Genomic DNA, 17,624 nt, shown 5'->3' with positions numbered 1-17,624 from the left:
CCATAGCAACAAGGGGTGGCCTGCTGCTCATGAGTTTTCCGTCGTCGCGGGCACCGCCCGAGCCGCGCTTCACAAAGCCCTGGTGCGGTCGTGGGGAGCGGGTCCGGCGTGTGCGTGCGATCTGATCCAGGCGACGCCGGCGAACTGCTTGACGCGCACCTCGGTACGCACGAATCCGACGGGGGACAGACCCTCGTACCCCTGCGCGACCAGGTCCTGGTACATCCGGTCGTGCAGGGCGACCACGAGGTCGGTGGCCCGGTCGTCGGCGAGGTGTGCGCGCAAGGGGTCGGAGTCGAGGATGCGGAAGAGTTCCACGACGGCGGACCCCGCGTAGCCGCTCTCGCCTTCGTGGACGATTCCGTGGTGCAGGGCGGCGCGCATGCGGGTGCGCACCTGCGGCTGGGAGTCGCTGCCGTGCTGTTCCCGGTTCACCGCGGCCAGCGCCTCGGCGAGACCGTCCAGCAGACGCGGGACGGCACGGGTGTCGTCGGTGTCCGGGGGCAGGACGAGCAGATAGCCGTCCCCCTGTGCCTGCCGGCCGCACGCGTCCCAGTCGACCGCGGCCCGTTCGCACGCCGCGCGCATCACACGCAGCAGTGCGCGCTGCAGCCGGATCATGTCGGCGTTGCTGCGGGTGCTGTACTTCTCGATGTCCACGGCCAGGCACAGGTTGCGGCGGCCGGGCGGCAGCGGGTCGTCGGCGGGGGCGGCGTCCGCGACGCCGGTGAGTGCCCAGGCGCCCGGTCGTGACGTCCGTGGTCCGAGCGGCGCTCCGGCCCAGACGTCCGCACGGGACAGCTGGAAGGGCACGTCGTCGCGGGTCTGCACTTCGCCCTCGGCCCGGGTCCCGCTCAGCAACGGGTGCTCGATCACCCCTCGTACCTGGATGCGGCCCGACAGCTGCGTGAACGGTGCGGGCGAGGCGAGCACGGCCTGCGTCCACCGGCCGTCCGGGGACAGCGTTCCGTCGGCGTCGGGCGCCTGGAAGATCCAGCGCAGCCGGTTGCGGCCGAGCCCGAACGCGGTCACCCGTGCTCCGTCGGGGCCGACCCAACCGGGTCCCGGTTGCAGGTCCAGGGCCCGCAGGTGCTCGTCCTCGAAGGTGACTGCCAGCTCGATCCGCCGGTAGCCGCACCCGGCCGGCATGTCCTCCAGGTCGAACGGGAAGCAGAGCAGCAACGCCGTCATGTCGCCCGTCGGAGGTGACTCGGCGGCGCGGGGCAGGGCGTAGGCCAGGGGGCGGCCGAGCGCGACGCCTGCGCGCAGTCGCCGGTCCCTGGGCTTCAGCGCTCCGCCGGCCACCAACTCGATGGTGGCCAGCAGGTCGTGCGGCACCTGGCGGTGGGAGACCTCGTGTGGTTCTGCCGGGTGGGCGCCCACGGGCCCGCTCCTTCCCGTGTTCAACGGCTCTCGTCCTCGCCTGACGTCGGCGGCTCGACGGTGGTGTGCCAGCCGAACACCCGGTACCGCAGCGCTTTCGCGGTGACCGACAGGCGTGAGTCCCTGACGCCCTCACAGACCTCGTCCAGCAAGGCGCTCAGTGCGGCGGGCTCCGACCGGCGGCGGCGTGCGGCACCGCCCAGCGGGCTCAGGTCCATCTCACGGTCGCCGACCAGCAGCAGCACGCTCTCCGGTCGGCTGCCTTCGGGCGGCACGTCCTCGGGCCACCAGACGTCCACCGGAGGGGACCGCCATGCGAGTACGCCGTCGTGTCCGTGGGCCGGCTCCATGGGGATGCCGCTGGGCTGGTCGTGGCTAACCAGGGTGGTGCGACCGCTCAGTCCCACACCGAGCAGCCAGACGTACAACTGCGTGCGGGCGCTGCCGGCGACGTCGACGCGGTAGCGGTCCCCCGCACGCAGCGCGTCGCCGGACCGGAACGCACGGAAGTCGTGGCTGCCCGGCTCGGTCTCCACCTCCATGCGGGCCCTCAGGTCCGCCGAGGGGAAGCCGTCGGGCCCCGGGTCGGTGAGTGCGCGCAGCCGCTCGCCCCGGGCGAGGGTCTCCAGCAGAGCGACGATCCTCCTGGCGGCGGCCGGTGTCTCGGCCGGGCCGGGCACCTCCTGCGGACGGCGGTGGAGCCGCCCCGCGCTGTCGGCCACTTCTACCTTCCCCTCGCGTGCCCGGACCAGGCCCAGAGCCTCGCTCCGGCTGTCGGCCTCCCTCAGCCGTGGGGACGACGCGAGGCGCTCACGGAGGGCATCGGCCAGAGGCCCGCCCATGTCGATGCGTACGCGCTGACGCCGGTGGACACGTACCGGGAGCGCGTACGCCCCGGGCGGCAGCGGGGACGCGGGCGCTGCGGGCGGTGACTCCAGCACGGCGTCGGCGCCGTCGACCGCCGTCACCCGCGCTTCGGCCTCCCCGCCGGGACGTGTCCCGTCGGCGGGGAACACCATCAGCACGCGGTCCATGGGCTGCAGCCCGAACAGGGCGCCACCGCACACGCGCAGTTCGGCGCCGTGCGCCCGAAGCCGCAGCCGCTCCGGCTGCGGGGGTGTGTCGAGTGAGAAGGGCAGCCGGTCCGACGGCCCGCCCGCGTCGGGATGTTGGAGCGCCTCCGCCAGCTGGACGTGGTCGCGGATCCGGGTGATCAGCACCGACCAGGGGACGGGACGCGCGCGGAAGTCCTGCATCACCTGCGCCAGCGCGGCGGTGAACAGGCCCTGCCGCTCGTTCTCGTAGGCGACGCCCAGCCGCTGGCACGCGACCAGCCGCACGACGTCCGGATCGGGCAGGCGGGGTGCGGTGAGCAGGCCGGCCGCCCGCTCCACGCCCGCTTCGACGGGTACGTCGCACCGCACGGACTTGATCCGCCGTCTGCCCGGGGCGCGAACCATCCCGCCGGAGTGGCAGCAGTCCAGGATGCAGGTGACGTTCGGGGTGGTCCGCGTCAGGCTCCGCAGCACCGCGGTGAGTTCCTCGGCCAGATAGCCCCGGAAGTCGGTGGCGGTGCCGGCGTCGTGGTCGCTGGGCACCAGGTACTGCAGGTGGGCGGGTCGGCCGGGGTGGTGCTCGCGCAGGGCCGGGGGCAGGGGCAGGAGGGCACCGTGGCCGGAGTAGTAGACGACGACCGCGTCTCCCGTCCCGGTCTCCTCGGCCAGTTTCGTCAGCGCCTCGTTCATGCCGTGGTAGCCCGTTTCGGCGGTCTCGCGGCAGACCCGCAGGTCGGTGAAGCCGCGGTCGGCCAGGAGCCGTTCCATGACGGTCACGTCCTCGGCCACGCCGGTCAGGTCGTAGGACTGGGCACCGATCAGCAGCGCACGCCTCGTCATGCCGGTTTCCTCACCTCTCTGCCGCGGGTTCGCCGCTGGGGCCCACGTGGATGAACGGCGCCCAGTGGAACGGGTGGTACGGGTCGGTCGTGGCCGCGGCCGGGCGCGGGCCGCTGTCGCGGGCCCGTACCCGCGGGCCGGCGGGGTCCGCGGTCAGGCCGGCGCGCTCGGCGAGTCGGGTGTACTCCGCCTCCCGCTCGTCGGGGGAGGCCGCCCGGACCTCACGCTGGGCGCGGGCGAGCGCGGTACCCACCGGGGGGCGTTCGGCCGACGTCAGATGCCGGTACATCCGCGTGATCACCAGGCATCCGGTCATGTCGTCCACCGGCCAGAGCGACACCACCGCGTGCCGGGCCCCGCTGATGACGGCCGTACGGGTCAGCCCGAGCACATCGCCCCCGGCGGTCGCGGTGCCGCGTCCGGTGTCGCAGGCGGACAGCACGAGGAGGTCGGGGGTGAGGTCGGGGCTCAGCAGGTCGTCCACGCCGAGGTGGTCCTGGCCGGCGAGCGCCAGGCGGCTGAGGTAGGGGGTCAGTTCCCGGACGTCGCCGTGCGTCGCCAGGTGCAGTACGGAGCAGCCCGCGGCCTGTTGCAGGACCCTCGTCCGGTCGGCGTACGGCCCGGTGAGCACCCGGCAGTGACGGAGCATCTGTTCGATGGTGGCGACTTCCGTCACGGTGCCCGGCAGATGTGCCAGAGCGCGTTCGGGAGCGGTGGCGGGGGCGCCGACCAGGAGCGCCGTCGCCTCCCGCCAGTCGGGCTCCGGCAAGCGGGAGCCGGGCCGGGTGAGCAGGGAGACGGCGGGCAGGTAGGAGACGTCGTGGGTCAGGCCGAGGACCGCACCGTCCATGGGCAGGGCGTGGAACGGCACCAGGGCGAGGCGGGCGGGCGGGACGACCACGATGGTGCGGTAGCGGGACAGCAGCGGGGCGCAGAAACCGAGCAGGGCGTCGGAGAGCGCTCGTCCCGAGGGGGTTGCGTCGCCGCCCGACGCGCAGGCCGCGTGGAAGCGGCGGGCCGTCGCCACCAGGTCGTCCGCCGACCGCCGGTGACGGTCGGCGAGCAGCCCTTCGCGGGTCACCGCCCAGCCGACCAGGTCCTGGTCGAAGAGGTGGTACTGGAGCATCACGGTGTCCGGTGGCAGTGCGCCTGTCAGGGCGGCGTCGGGCAGCATGCCGAGCGCCCGCCGGGCGGTGAGGGCCTGCGGGGCTACCCGGCGCACCTCGGCCTCGGCCGCGGCGAGGGTCCGTTCGGCCTCGGCGAGGCGGCGCTGCACGCACCGCTCGTCCGCCGTGTCCCCCGCCTCCGCCGCGTCCGCCGCCTCCGCCGCGTCCGCCGTCTGCGGGGGCGGATGCCCGGCCGCGGCGTGCCCCTCGCCCCGCAGCACGTCGGCCGCCTCTTCGAAGCGTGCGGCCCAGCGGGCCTCGGCCTGGAGCCAGCCCCGCACCGCCCGTCGCTCGTCGGGCCGCCCGGCCGCGCTGTCGAGGGAGTGCACGGTGTCGAGGAACCCGGACCTGGCGCGCTCGGCGGTGGCGAACGCGGTGGCCTGTCCGCCGGGCAACTCCCATTGGGCGAGTACGGCGGTGTGGTAGCCACGGGCCACCACCGGGTCGTCGGCCGATGCCGCCCGCAGGGTGTCCCGTCCCATCCGCGACCGGTGCTCCTCGTAGGCGGTGACGGCCTCAAGGGCGCACTGCGCGGCGCGCCGGGGTTCGCCGAGCGCGAGCGAGGCCTCCGCCGCGATCGCCGGCCGGTCCCAGGGGTGTTCCGGTTCCGCACCGTCCGTCCCGATGCGCCGTTGCGCCTCCGCGGCCCGTTCGGGCTGTCGCAGTCGCAACCGGAGCGCCGCCGACTGCAGTGCCGTGAGTTCGCCCCGGGTCTCCAGTGCGTCGGCCTCCGCCCGCGCCTCCTCCAGGCGGCCCAGCTCCACCAGGAGCGCGCAGCGCGCGAGGGAGGGTGGTGCGCCGTCCTCGATCAGCGCCTCGGCCTCCTTGGCGGTACGCGCCGCCGGGGCGGCCAGACCTGCCGACCTGTGCCGTCGCAGCCGGTGCAGCTTCTCGACGGCATGCGTGGCACGCAGTCCGGCCCGCATTCCCTCCAGGGAGGCGCGCACGGCCTGCGCCGCGGCCGGATCTCCGCCCTGCCCGCGCAGCAGACGCTCCCCGAGGCGGATCACCCGCTGGAGCCGCATCCGCGTGGTGGCGACGAGATCCGGGTCGCCCAGGCCCGCCGCCTCGTCGAGGAGGAGTTCGGCCGCGACCGCCGCGGCCAGCCAGGCGTTGGCCAGGGACACCGTGATCCGCCACGGCGCGGGGCCAGGGCCCGTGGCCTGCCCGTCGGCCGCCTCCATGCGGCACCTGTCCTCCAGTTGCCGTTCCCGGGTGCGCAGTTCGATGTCCGCGAGGACCAGGGAGGCCAACCGGTGACGGGCTGTGCGGTAACCCCCGACGGAACCCGTCACCGGTCCGGCCGGCGCCCCGGCGGCGCCGGGCACGGGCACTGCCGTGTCCTGCGCTGCGACCGGCTCCATGAGCCGCTGCGCCAGGGCACCCAGCTCCCGCCCGAGGACCAGGTGACCCTGCCGGGTCCAGCCTTCGGCGCGGGCGGCGACGAGGTGGCCCAGGCCCCGGAGCCAGGAACCGCTGCCCACGGTCGTTGCCCAGCGGCGGACCTCCGCCACGTCGCCGACGGGCAGCGACCGGCCGTCCTCGACGGCGTCCAGCATGCGGTGCGCCTTCAGCAGCGCCACGCACGCATGGTCGCCGGCGGACGCGGCCAGGCTCAGTGCCCGGTCGACGTACGCGGTGCGGTCCGCGGGCTTGCGGCGGAGCCTGGCGACATGGGCCAGGCGCAGCATGACCGCTGCCCGGCCCCGGTCCGCGCCGGCTTTCCGGAACTGCGTGTCGGCCGCCGTGTAGTGCCGCGCGGCACGGTCGAGTGTCCTTTGCGCGGCGGGTACCGGCAGACAGCGTTCCGCGGCGCCGGGCGCCCCGAGTTCCGCGTCGCCGGCCAGCAGGGATGCCATGGCGGCGAAGGCCGGGTCCCGGGGCACGAGCCGCAGGGCCTGAGCGCTCAGCGCCTCGCGGCCACGTCGGTCCCCCGCCCGGGCCCGTACGTCTCCCGCGATCAGCAGGTGGTAGGCGACCGCGGCCGGGAGACCGCCCTCGGCGATCTCCCGCGGCACCTCGTCGAACCACCGCACGGCCTCACCGACTTCCGCGGCTCCTCCGACGGCCGCGGTGACCTCGGGGGGCTGGGCGTCGAGGATCTCCCCGCTCCCCAGGACGGCACGGGCGGCGAGCAGGTCGGGAAGGTACCGGGCCGCGAGGAAGGCGGCGAGCCGCAGCCCGGGGTCCTGGCCGAGGATGGTGAGACGGGCGTGCGTTCCGTCCAAGGCGTGCAGCAGGGCCGACTCGTCCCGCTGCGGCAGCGCCCACGGGACTGGGCCGCCGGGGCTCCAGTTGACGTCCATGGCGGTGGCCGCGGTCCGCAGGGTTCGCGTCACCAGGTCGTCGTACGTCTCCTCGGGTTCCGGGTCGTCCAGCGCGGCCAGCGCCCGCTTGGGCTCGCCCGCGGCGAGGGCGGCCCCCGCCGTCAGCCAGCCGCGCACGGGCTCGGCCCACAGTCGCGGCCTGACGGCGGCGGGATCCACGCCCCGCAGGTCGGTCATCAGGAGATGGACGAGCAGCCGGATGCCGTCCGCCGTGTGCCGGCCTTCGTGGGTCACTTGAGCTTCCTGATGACGAGGGCGACCAGGACGGTCAGCACGACCGCTCCGGCGGCTCGCGCCAGTCGCCGGGTCCGGCTGGGCGCGTGAAGTCCCGCTCCGCTGCCGCGAGCCGGCTCAGGGCGTACAGGACCTTGTCCGCCGTCTCCAGGAACGGTTCCAGTTTGTCGATCAGTGCGCAGACCGAGGGCCGACAGGACAGCGGACAGGGCCGCTGTGACGAGTCGTCGGACACCCGGTGTTCGACGGCCCGCGCGGGCCGTCGAAGTCCTCCCTTCGTCGAGGTCCTTCGTCGAAGCGGTGTCCTCCGCGACATACGGGTCGAGGTCCACGACCCGGACGGTCTCACCGGTCTGCGGAGCGTCGAACGACGGGAAGGGGGCCACCGGATGGGCGGTGGTGTCCGCCTCGAAGAACGCTCGTACGTCCGCCTTGCAGCGGCGATGGACTTCGGCGAAGAGTTCCTGTGTGGCCGACGGCCCCGCGGGCGTCCGGCACACGATCCCTTCGACCAGCGGTGTGAGCCGGGGCCCGCTCATGGCGTATTCGCCGTCCAGGCCGACGTCGCGGGCCTTGAGGTGAACGACCCGGTACAGCAGGTACAACGCCTCGGGCCCCTGCCCTCGGTACTCGCGGCTGTAGACGGCGTCATCGGTGGGATCGCCGGCCGTGACGTCGTGGAGCAGGGAGTACCGGCCCCCGTTCATGAGGAAGTCCGGCGCGGCCACGATCCGGAAACCGGTGTTGACGGACCGAGTGAGCGCGAACGGCCAGACCTGCACGGGCGCGGAGTGCTTCATGCCGTCGTCCACGACGATTCCCCCTCGATGAACCGCGAGCCCGGGTGTTCGGCCTCGAACTCGGCGAGCTTGGCGCGGAACAGTGCGACCAGACCGTTGAGCGCCTCCTTCTCGGACGTGGCCCGCAGCATGCCGTCCCGCAGCTGGGTGATGTCCTGTTCGACCCGGTCGCCGTAGGCGGTCACCTGTGACTCCACGAACTGCAGGAAGGCCTCGGCCATGTGGTCCTGCACCAGCCGCATCACGGGTGACCGAGTAGCGGCCGCGCGCAGGAACGTCCGTACCAGCGGCACCCTGTCCTTGGCCATGCGCACCCACATGAGCCGCTGGCTGCGCCGCTCGATCTCCTGGGTGCCGGGCCCGGCCTGTTCCGCCAGCGCCTTGAGATGCCGTTCGAAGAGGTCCATCAGCACGGCCATGAACGGGATCTCCACGTTCAGCGGTGCGGGGAACCCGCCCTTCTTGACCATCGTCACGCCGTCGGGATCGAGGGCGGCGAAGTCCAGGCCCACCGAGCTGACCGGTATGAAGCGCACTCCCGTGGCACCGGTCGGGGAGCGCAGCAGGGTCTCGACCGTGTCCCTGAAGTCCGGGTGCCGAAGGAGGCTGTCCTTGACGGCCTGCACGGTGTGTCCCGCCGCCGCGAGGACGTCCCACTTGGTGATGACGAAGTGAACGATGCCCTGGCTCTTCATCATGTGGCTGAAGATCGCGACGAGGTCCTCCGTCAGCCGCGGGTCGCCGTCCAGGAACCGCAGCACCTTGACCCCGTCCAGCAGGACGAGGAGGAACTCGGACTGCTCGATCCGGTTCAGGACCCGGTTGCCCGTCTCCACCCGTCCGTCCGGTTCGGTGAGGTGCTCACCGGAGTAGTCGAGGTAGGTGATGGAGAACGGGCTGTAGGTCTCGTTGCGCGCCGTTCGCACGGAGCAGGTGAACTCCCACTCCGATATCTCGTTGCGGCGTTGCGGGAGCGGCCAGGCGTCGGGGCTCGTGACCTGCTGGTAGATGCGGTTCAGCCTGGTGGACTGCTCCGGTGGCAGCTGGACGTGGAATCCCAGGTCCGGTCGTGGGATGGCGAGTCTGCGGAACAGGCTCGCGAGATAGACGGTCTTGCCGGACTCGGCGGGGCCGAGGACGGTGACGGGAATGGCCGGCATGCAGTGCCTCGCATTGGCTTCACTTGGTGGTCTCGCCTGTCGCACGAGCGAGTACGGCGAACCGTGCGGGACGCTCCCCCGTACCCCTTCCGGTAGTGAAGCGTTCCGTCGGTCGTCCGAACCGGTCGCAGTGCGGGTTCGGACGAACCGCCGGCCAAGGAAACGTTCCGGCCGCACACACCCGCCGACTGGACGCCGACGGGCCCCGCGGGTCAGGGCGTGGCGGCGATCTGCCGCAGCGTGGGAACCGAGTGGACGGTGAGGCGGCAGCGTCCGTAGCTGACGGCTTGGGCGGCCCTCAGCTCCTGCAGCGCGTGCTGCACCCGCCGTTCCCGCGCTCCGATGAACTCGCCCCATTCGGCGTGGGTCAGGCCGGGCCTGACCGACAGGCCGCCCGGTGTCCGGGTCCCGTACTGCTCCGTCAGATCCAGTACGGCGCGACACAGGCGCGCGATGACGGGACCGCGCGTGAACTGGGTGCGGCGACGGACCGCGGTACGGCTGCGATGGGCGAGGCTGCGGCTGACGGCCAGTCCGGCCGCCTGGTACCGGGCCAACCAGGCCAGCCACTCGTCCTGCGATATCCGTCGGACGGACACCCGCTCGGCCGCCCTGACCGTGGCCGAGCGGGGCTCGTTGTCGAAGGCCGCGGTCTCCCCCATGACGTCACCGGCGGCACGGATGTCCACCAGGGCGGTCGTGTCCTGGTCATCGGTCGTCGTCACTTTGGTGAAGCCGTTCAGCAGCACGAGCACGAACGTGTCGGTGGCGCCTTCGAGCAGCATGATCTCGCCGGCCTCGTAGCTGCGCGCGGTACCGGCCCGCAACAGGGCCGACCGCGCGTGGTCGGCGGACGCCGGGTCCGTGCCGGCCAGGCCGCTCAGCTCCCACAGCAGGGTGCCTCGCGGGTAGGCGGTATGTGCCGGGCGAATCCCCGGCTGTCGCCCCCGTCCCTGTTCCCGCGCATCGAGCACACCGTCCCCCCTCGCAGACGCCCAGCCTGCGCAAAACCTATCCACGCGCAGGGACATTCGATGCAAGGTGTGAACTTACGTATGAAGTAGCGCGATTCTCTCTCGACATAGTCGCGACATCGACCGATACCGACCATCCCGTTCAGCCGGAAGACGATCACCGCAAGCACTTCCCGCACCTAGTCAAGTTTGACTAGAGTCGCCGTATGAGCGAGAAGACGATCCCGATCCTGCCCTGCCGGACCATCCAGCCCGTCCTCGACTTCTACACCGCCCTCGGATTCGAGGTGACCTTCCGGCAGACGAGCCCGAATCCCTACGCGGTGGTCGCTCGGGGCGGCATCGAGCTGCAGTTCTTCGGGATGAAGACGTACGACCCGGCCCAGTCCTACAGCACCTGCTACGTCCTCGCCGACGACGTCGACGCACTGCACGAGGCCTTCACCGCCGGCCTCAAATCCCGGTACGGGAGGGTTCCGAACCGTGGATTGCCCCGCATCGGGGCACTGCGGGACGCGTCGCACGGCATGCGCCAGTTCCTCATGACCGACCCGGGCGGCAACTGCATCCGCGTCGGCCGGCCGATCAGCGAGGACCTGCACCACCGGCCCGCGCCCAAGGAGACCTTCTCCCGGGCCCTGCACCACGTCGCACTGTTCGCGGACTCCCGCGACGATCCCGCGGCCGCCGCAAAAGTCCTCGACCGAGTACTGCGACTCACCGACGAGCGGCCCACGCCCGCGCAGTCGCTGCGCCTGCTGGTGCTGCGTGCGGACGTCGCCAGGCGCCTCGGTGACGAGGAGACAGCGGCCTCCGCACTGTCGAAGGCCACCGCGATCCATCTCACGGCCGAGGAACGGGACTCGGTCCGCGACGACCTGACGCGGCTCGACGAGCTGCTGGTCCAGGACGGTTCGGGCTGACTCGGCTTCCGTACGGCCGGCCGTCGTCGGCACGCACCGGCCCGGGGGCGAGTGGCGCACCCTGCGCGGCGGACCTCATGAGGGCCTGGAACCTCGGCGCGAGCGTGCGCGTCAGACGGGTGGACGCCGCTCCGTACGCCACGCCGAAGACCAAGGAGACCAGCAGGGCCGCCACCGGCGAGTGGTCCCGCAGGTAGGGGTAGACGTGGAAATGCGTCAGGTAGATGTACAACGAGCTGCCCGCCAGGACACCCGCGAGCCGGTTGACCGGATCGATGCTGGGCAGTGCCGGAACCCAGAGCAGCAGCGCGAGCCCGCCCACGACGATCGACGTCCGCAGGGTCTGCTCCCCGGGGAACAGGCCCGGCACGCTGACGAGCGTGACGGCGGTGAGCAGCAGCCGCTGTCCCGTCGTACGCGCCCGTGCGGCCGCCCAGCCCAGCGCGAACAGGAAGAAGACCACGGTGGGACTCAGATGCGTGCGGACGTGTGCGAGGCCCCACGGGTCGTAGCGCCCGACCAGCCCCAGGGCGACCAGCGCCAGTGCGAAGCCGAACGGGTTGTGCCGCTCCGCCCGGTCCAACGCGGGGATGGTCAGCACAACGGCCAGCCCGGCCAGGAAGTACACCAGCGCCTCGACGAACCAGTAACGCCACTCCGGGTCCGAGTTGTCCTGCTCGAAGAGGCTGTTGGCCAGGACGACGTTGGCCAGGTCGTACTCGCCGGTCAGCAGCAGCGCGAAGGCGATCCACACCATGCTGGGGACGGCGATGCGCGCGACGCTTCGCGCCATCCTCCGCAGGCGCTGCCCGCGCTCTGCGGCGGAGAGGTGGAAGCGCGCGAAGTTGTACCCGGCGACACCGAGGAGGACATGGGCGCCGCCTTGGACGAGGAAGACGGGGATGTGCGAGCCGACGACGAGGACGATGCCGATCGCCCGTAGGGCGATTCCCGTCTCCAGGTTGCGGCGCAGCCCGCGCCGTGGGGTGGCCTCCGGTGTGCGCTCCGGCGTACGCGGGCCGCGCAGCCGGCGGATCGGAGTGGTGTGCCAGTCGGCGGGCAGCACGCCCAGTGCCTCTTCCAGCCGCAGCGACATCTCCACGTACGAGAGCGAATCGCCGCCCAGGCTCACGAAGCTGCTGTCCTCGGTGACGTCGGTCCGGTCGAGGATCTCGGCGTAGAGGGCGCAGAGGTCGTCGCCGTCCCCGGGGCCCGGCGTCGGCGTCCGCGGCTCGCGGGCCAGTCGTCGTACGGCCTCGTAGTCGGTCTTGCCCGAGGCGAGCCGCGGCAGTTCGGGCACCAGCCGGACGTGTATGGAGTGCGGCGGCAGACCGCACGCGTCGGTCACCAGACGCCGGATCGACGGTGCGTCGGTGCCCGCGGTGCGGGCCGCGAGGACAGCCAACGCGTCGTCATCGCCCGCGCAGGCGGCCGGTATGCCGTGCCCCTCCAGGATCGACTCGACGCGGTGCGGGTCTATGCGCAGGCCGAGGACCTTGATGAACCGGCTGCGGCGGCCCACGATCTCGTACAGTCCGTCGGGGGCGCGCCGGGCGATGTCGCCGGTGTGCAGTTCCTCCACGGTGCGGCCGAGGGCGAGATCCGCCGGGGTCTCGGCGTATCCGAGCATGACGTTGGGGCCCGAGTAGACCAGCTCACCGGTGTCGGGCGCGTCCATGCCGTCCACCGGCTGGAGCCGGAACGAACCGCCGGGGATCGCGACGCCCACGGCCCCCGGGCGCTCGGGCGCGAGCTCGGGGGGCAGATAGGCCATGCGGGCCGTCGCCTCGGTCTGTCCGTACATCACGAACAGCTGCCAGCCGGAACGCCGGCCCGACTCGGCGAATCGCGCGACCCGTTCGGGGGCCAGACGGCCTCCGGCCTGGGTGACGTAGCGCAGGTGGGGCAGTCGCATCTGTGCGAAGCCGACCCGGTCGAGCAGGTCGAAGGTGTACGGCACCCCCGCCAGCGACGTGCCGCGGGCGGCGCGGAACTCCTCCCAGAAGGCGGCGTCGGCCACCGACCGCTCGGTGAGGATCAGTCCGGCCCCGCGCAGCAGGTGGCTGTGGATGACGGACAGGCCGTAGCAGTAGTGCATGGGCAGGGTGGTGGCCGCGCGGTCGGCGTCGCCGATGCCGAGGTAGGTGGCGATCGACTCGGCGTTGGCCTGGAGGTTGTCGTGCGAGAGCCGGACCAGTTTGGGTGAGCCGGTCGAACCCGAGGTGCTCAACAGCAGCGCGAGATCGGGGTGCAGGTCGTGGGCGCTCCTTCGGCGCCGTTCGTCGAGGTTCCAGCCGCCGTGCTTGTCCGGGCGCGCGACGACGTCCGGGTCGTACGCGGCGGTCAGGGCTTCGATGGTGCCGGCACTGTCGCCGGGCACGAGCAGCACGGGGTGGCCGCAGGCGAGGGCCGCCAGGTAAACGACCAGGGCGTCGGCCCGGTTGGCGCCCGCCAGAAGGACGAGGCGGCGTGCGGGGCCGAGGCGTTCGGCGGTGGCGGCCACGCGCTCGGCGAGCGCGCGGTAGGTCACCTCGCCCGATGGCGTGATCAAAGCGGTGCGGTCACCGAAGGAGGAGAGGTGGCGAGCGAACGGCACCCCGCGCGACCGCACGGGCGGTTGTGGGTTCGGACCCGGGCGGCAGCGCGCTTTCGGCACGGAAAGTGGGGCCGACAGAGGGCGAAAGGGGTCGATCACGGGCGCGTCACCTTTCTGCGGCAGCGTCCGCGAGTAGCACAAGCCCTTGACGGTTAGGCAAGCTTTACCTTATTCATAGCATGTTCACAGTTGGCTTGAAAGCATCGCTTCGCCGCTCGCTGACACGACGACGCGATCCGCGGCGTACGGCGAGCCACTCAGGAAGGCACACCACATGCGACGCCCCTCGGCTCGCCGGATCACCGCGCTCGTCGCGTCCGGCCTGCTCCTGCCCGTCCTTGCCGCCTGCGGCTCCGGCGACGACAAGGGCGGCTCCGCGGGCGGCGGCGACTCCGCCCTCGTCATCTACTCCGGGCGCAACGAGAAGCTGGTCAAGCCGATCCTCGACAAGCTGGAGAAGGCCGTCGGGACCGAGGTCGAGGTGCGCTACGGCGACAGTGCCGAACTGGCCGCGCAGATCCTAGAGGAGGGCGACCGCACCAAGGCCGGTCTGTTCTTCTCGCAGGACGCCGGTGCGCTCGGCGCCCTGTCCAAGGAGGGCATGCTGGCGAAGCTGCCGCAGTCGAGTCTGAACGAGGTGGACGAGGCCTACCGTGGCGGGGCGGGCGACTGGGTGGGCCTGTCGGGGCGGGTGCGCGTCATCGCGTACAACCCGGACCAGGTCGCCGAGGCGAAGGTCCCCGACAGCGTGCACGACGTGGTGAAGCCCGAGTGGAAGGGCAAGGTCGGCTTCGCGCCCACCAACGCCTCCTTCCAGGCGTTCGTCACCGGCATGCGCGTCCTGGACGGTGACGAGGCCACCCGCGAGTGGCTCCAGGGCCTGAAGGCCAACGGCAAGGTGTACACGAACAACCTCGCCACCCTGGACGCCGTCGAGTCCGGCGAGGTCTCCCTGGGCCTGGTCAACCACTACTACTGGTACGAGCGCGTCGCCGAGAAGGGCGAGGACAAGGTCGGCGCCAAGCTCCACTTCCTGCCCGGCAAGGACCCCGGCGCGCTCATCAACGTCGCGGGCGTCGGCATCCTCAAGGACAGCGAGCAGGCCGCGACCGCCCAGAAGGCCGTCGACTACCTGCTGTCGAAGGAGGCGCAGACCTACTTCGCCGACAAGACGAAGGAGTACCCGCTGGCCGCCGGTGTCACCAGCGACGTCGAGGGCCTGCCGCCGTTCGACTCCCTGCAGTCCCCGGACATCGACCTGGGCAAGCTCGAATCCCTCCAGGAGACGCTGGCCATGCTCCAGGACGTCGGGCTGGTCTGAGGACCCCAGGCAAACGGAAATCCGAGGACCTTCAGGCAAACGGAAACATGAGACGGACGACGACGTGAGACCGACGGAAACCGTGAGACCGACGGAAACCGTGAGACCGACGTGACCGCACCGGCATCCGGAGGCCGCCCGGCCGGAGCCCCCGCTCCCGCCGGGCGCCGGCCCGTCCGTACGACGCGCGGGGCACCGCCCGCCGGGCGCAGAGCCCCGTGGGTGCTGCTCGTGCCCGCCTGCGTCGCCGCCGTGTTCGCCCTGCTGCCCCTCGGCTACCTCGCGGTCCGCGCCCTCGAACGCGGGCCGCGCTACGCTTGGGACGTCGTCGCCGACGAACGCACCCTTCAACTCCTCACCCGCAGCCTCGGCCTGACGGCCGTCGTCGTGGCAGCGTGCCTGGTGCTCGGCGTCTCCCTGGCCTGGCTGACCGTACGCACCGCCCTGCCCGGGGCTCGCGCCTGGTCGGTACTGGTCACCCTGCCGCTCGCCGTGCCCAGTTACGTGGCCGCGTTCGCGTGGCTGGCCGCCGCACCGGGGACCGCCGGATTCGCGGGAGCCGCGCTCGCCCTGACCCTCGTCAGCTTCCCCTACGTCCAACTGCCGGTCGCCGCCGCGCTGCGCGGTATCGACCCGGCGCAGGAGGAGGCGGCGCGCTCCCTCGGACACGGGCCGATGCGCACCTTCCTGCGGGTGACGCTCCCCCAACTGCGTCCGGCCGCCGCGGGCGGGGCGCTGCTCGTCGCGCTGTACGTGCTGTCCGACTTCGGCGCCGTCTCACTGATGCGCTACGACACGTTCACCCGGGCCATCCACACCTCCTACCGCGCCTCGTTCGACCGCACCCCGGCAGCCGCCCTCAGCGTCGTGCTGGTGGTGATGACGGTGGCACTGGTCGCCGCCGAGGCACGCACCCGGGGGCGCGCGGGCCATGCCAGGACCGGCGGCGGAACCGCCCGCCCGGCCGTCCCTGTGCCCCTGGGACGCTGGCGGATCCCCGCCCTCGCCTGGTGCACTGCGTCGGTGGCCGCCTCCGTGGTCTTCCCGCTCGGCACCCTCGGCTACTGGCTGGCCGTCGGCAACTCGGCGACCTGGGACCTCGGGGCGCTCGCGGAGGCCGCCTGGGCCACGCTCGGCGTCGCCGCCGCGGGAGCCGCTCTCACCACGCTGCTGGCGCTGCCCGTCGGGGTGATCGCCGCACGGTACCGGGGCCGGGGGGCCGGGCTGCTGGAACAGGCCGCCTACGCCGGACACGCGTTGCCCGGCATCACCGTCGCGCTCTCCCTCGTCTTCTTCGCGGTGCGCTACGCCTATCCGCTCTACCAGCAACTCCCCCTGCTGATCTGCGCCTACGCCGTGCTGTTCCTGCCCGTCGCGGTCGCGGCGACCCGCGCCGCCGTACTGCAGGCGCCCCCCGTGCTGGAGGACGTGGCCCGTTCGCTGGGCCGCTCCCCCTTGCGGGTGCTGCGCGAGGTGACCGTGCCGCTGGCCGCGCCGGGCGTGGCGGCCGGCGCCGCGCTCACCTTCGTGGTCTGCATGAAGGAACTGCCCGCCACGCTGCTGCTGCGCCCCACCGGCATGGACACCCTGGCCACCCGGCTGTGGACCGAGACCGGAGCGGGCTCGTTCGCGGCCGCCGCCCCCTACGCCGTGGCCCTGATCCTCCTGGCCGCCGTCCCCTCCTACCTCCTGGGCAGGCACCGCACATGAACGAGCACCCCCACGAGCACCCCAACGAACTCCGCATCGAGCGACTCACCAAGGCGTACGGTCCCGAAGCACCCGTTCTGCAGGGCGTGGACCTCGCCGTGCCGGGCGGGGCGCTGGCCGCCGTACTCGGACCCTCCGGCTGCGGGAAGACCACCCTGCTCCGTATCCTCGCCGGGTTCCTGCGCGCCGACGCGGGCACGGTCGCACTCGACGGCCGCACCCTCGCGGGCCCCGCCGTCCATCTGCCCCCGGAGCGACGCCGCATCGGCATCGTGCCGCAGGAAGGCGCCCTCTTCCCGCACCTGAGCGTGGCCCGCAACGTGGCCTTCGGCCTGACCGGACTCGACCGCGGCGAGCGCCGCCGCAGGACGCAGGACATGCTCGACCTGGTGGGACTCGCCGGATACGGCGAGCGGATGCCGCACGAGCTGTCCGGCGGGCAACAGCAGCGCATCGCCCTGGCCCGCGCCCTGGCGCCCCGCCCCGCGCTCGTCCTCCTCGACGAACCGTTCAACGCGCTCGACAGCGCGCTGCGCGCCGGGGTCCGCGCCGACGTGCGCGCCGCGCTGCGCGCGACCGGTGCCACGGCCCTGCTGGTCACCCATGACCAACAGGAAGCCCTGTCCACCGCCGACCTCGTCGCCGTCGTACGGCAGGGCCGCATCGCCCAGTGCGACACCCCTCAGGACCTCTACCGCCGCCCTGCCGACCCCTGGGTCGCCGGGTTCGTCGGCGACGCGGTACTGGTGCCCGGGAAGGTGGGCGGCGACAGCAGCACCGCCACCACACCGCTGGGAACCGTGGCACTGGCGGCGCCGTGCCGCGACCGGAGCACGGGCACCGTCGTACTGCGCCCCGAGCAACTGCACCTGACGTCCCCGGACGCGGAGGAGGCCGTGCGGGGCACCGTCACGGACGTGTTCTACTACGGCCACGACGCGAAGGTGACCGTCACCGTCCAAGGCCTCGACGAGCCGGTCGACGTTCGCGTGGTGGGCCCCCTGCGGGTCGGCCCCGGCCAGGAGGCCGCGATCCGGGTGACCGGCGAGGCGACACTGCACCCGTAGCCGCTGCCGCCGGCGACTCCGTCTCGTCGTCGGCGGCCGGCCCGCCGGTCTCACCGCGCCGCTCCGTG

11 protein-coding genes are annotated in these 17,624 nt (G+C 72.6%); 4 read left to right on the top strand and 7 right to left on the bottom strand.

Annotation, left to right across the window (positions count from 1 at the left end):
- Positions 1-69 precede the first annotated feature (69 nt).
- The 6 genes from ACFYNL_RS35500 to ACFYNL_RS35475 form a co-directional block, all read right to left on the bottom strand.
- Positions 70-1,383, bottom strand: coding sequence for a hypothetical protein (locus ACFYNL_RS35500; RefSeq protein ID WP_388811170.1), 1,314 nt, complete (start codon positions 1,381-1,383; stop codon positions 70-72).
- A 20-nt stretch (positions 1,384-1,403) separates the two neighbouring features.
- Positions 1,404-3,278: a caspase family protein gene (locus ACFYNL_RS35495; protein WP_388811167.1), complete on the bottom strand. Its 1,875-nt coding sequence runs from the start codon at positions 3,276-3,278 to the stop codon at positions 1,404-1,406.
- A 10-nt stretch (positions 3,279-3,288) separates the two neighbouring features.
- Entirely contained in the window at positions 3,289-7,005 is a 3,717-nt protein-coding gene (locus tag ACFYNL_RS35490; RefSeq protein ID WP_388811164.1) for a CHAT domain-containing protein, read from the bottom strand.
- Complete coding sequence (locus ACFYNL_RS35485) at positions 7,002-7,817, bottom strand: hypothetical protein (RefSeq protein ID WP_388811162.1); 816 nt, start codon at positions 7,815-7,817, stop codon at positions 7,002-7,004. Before ACFYNL_RS35485 ends, ACFYNL_RS35490 begins: the two co-directional genes overlap by 4 nt.
- Positions 7,802-8,965 carry a hypothetical protein gene (locus ACFYNL_RS35480; protein WP_388811160.1) on the bottom strand — a complete coding sequence of 388 codons (1,164 nt, stop codon included), beginning with the start codon at positions 8,963-8,965 and terminating at the stop codon, positions 7,802-7,804. Before ACFYNL_RS35480 ends, ACFYNL_RS35485 begins: the two co-directional genes overlap by 16 nt.
- A gap of 212 nt (positions 8,966-9,177) precedes the next feature.
- On the bottom strand, positions 9,178-9,939 hold the full coding sequence (locus ACFYNL_RS35475) for a Crp/Fnr family transcriptional regulator (RefSeq protein WP_388811158.1): 762 nt from the start codon (positions 9,937-9,939) through the stop codon (positions 9,178-9,180).
- 206 nt (positions 9,940-10,145) lie between these two features.
- Here ACFYNL_RS35475 and ACFYNL_RS35470 point away from each other — a divergent pair, with 206 nt between their 5' ends.
- Positions 10,146-10,862, top strand: coding sequence for a bleomycin resistance protein (locus ACFYNL_RS35470; protein ID WP_388811155.1), 717 nt, complete (start codon positions 10,146-10,148; stop codon positions 10,860-10,862).
- Here the strand turns inward: ACFYNL_RS35470 and ACFYNL_RS35465 are convergent.
- Positions 10,783-13,458 (bottom strand): AMP-binding protein, encoded by a 2,676-nt coding sequence (locus ACFYNL_RS35465; protein WP_388811152.1) that lies wholly within the window; start codon positions 13,456-13,458, stop codon positions 10,783-10,785. The genes ACFYNL_RS35470 and ACFYNL_RS35465 overlap by 80 nt on opposite strands.
- Positions 13,459-13,732: 274 nt before the next feature.
- On the opposite strand from ACFYNL_RS35465, the gene ACFYNL_RS35460 reads away from it, so the two are divergent.
- From ACFYNL_RS35460 to ACFYNL_RS35450, 3 genes are all read left to right on the top strand, one after another.
- Entirely contained in the window at positions 13,733-14,779 is a 1,047-nt protein-coding gene (locus tag ACFYNL_RS35460) for an iron ABC transporter substrate-binding protein (RefSeq protein WP_388811150.1), read from the top strand.
- Positions 14,780-14,890: 111 nt separating this feature from the next.
- Positions 14,891-16,489 carry an ABC transporter permease gene (locus tag ACFYNL_RS35455; protein WP_388811147.1) on the top strand — a complete coding sequence of 533 codons (1,599 nt, stop codon included), beginning with the start codon at positions 14,891-14,893 and terminating at the stop codon, positions 16,487-16,489.
- Positions 16,486-17,556 (top strand): ABC transporter ATP-binding protein, encoded by a 1,071-nt coding sequence (locus tag ACFYNL_RS35450; protein ID WP_388811143.1) that lies wholly within the window; start codon positions 16,486-16,488, stop codon positions 17,554-17,556. Before ACFYNL_RS35455 ends, ACFYNL_RS35450 begins: the two co-directional genes overlap by 4 nt.
- Positions 17,557-17,624: the final 68 nt, after the last annotated feature.

It is taken from the genome of Streptomyces sp. NPDC007808, from assembly GCF_042868655.1.
Taxonomy (GTDB): domain Bacteria; phylum Actinomycetota; class Actinomycetes; order Streptomycetales; family Streptomycetaceae; genus Streptomyces.
This window is presented reverse-complemented; position numbering and strand designations above follow the sequence as displayed.

Bases quoted from the DNA above. Each gene is read 5' to 3' on its own strand.
- ACFYNL_RS35495 (WP_388811167.1), bottom strand. From the start codon at position 3,278: ATGACGAGGCGTGCGCTGCTGATCGGTGCCCAGTCCTACGACCTGACC.
- ACFYNL_RS35480 (WP_388811160.1), bottom strand. From the start codon at position 8,965: ATGCCGGCCATTCCCGTCACCGTCCTCGGCCCCGCCGAGTCCGGCAAG.
- ACFYNL_RS35470 (WP_388811155.1), top strand. From the start codon at position 10,146: ATGAGCGAGAAGACGATCCCGATCCTGCCCTGCCGGACCATCCAGCCC.
- ACFYNL_RS35450 (WP_388811143.1), top strand. From the start codon at position 16,486: ATGAACGAGCACCCCCACGAGCACCCCAACGAACTCCGCATCGAGCGA.
- ACFYNL_RS35460 (WP_388811150.1), top strand. From the start codon at position 13,733: ATGCGACGCCCCTCGGCTCGCCGGATCACCGCGCTCGTCGCGTCCGGC.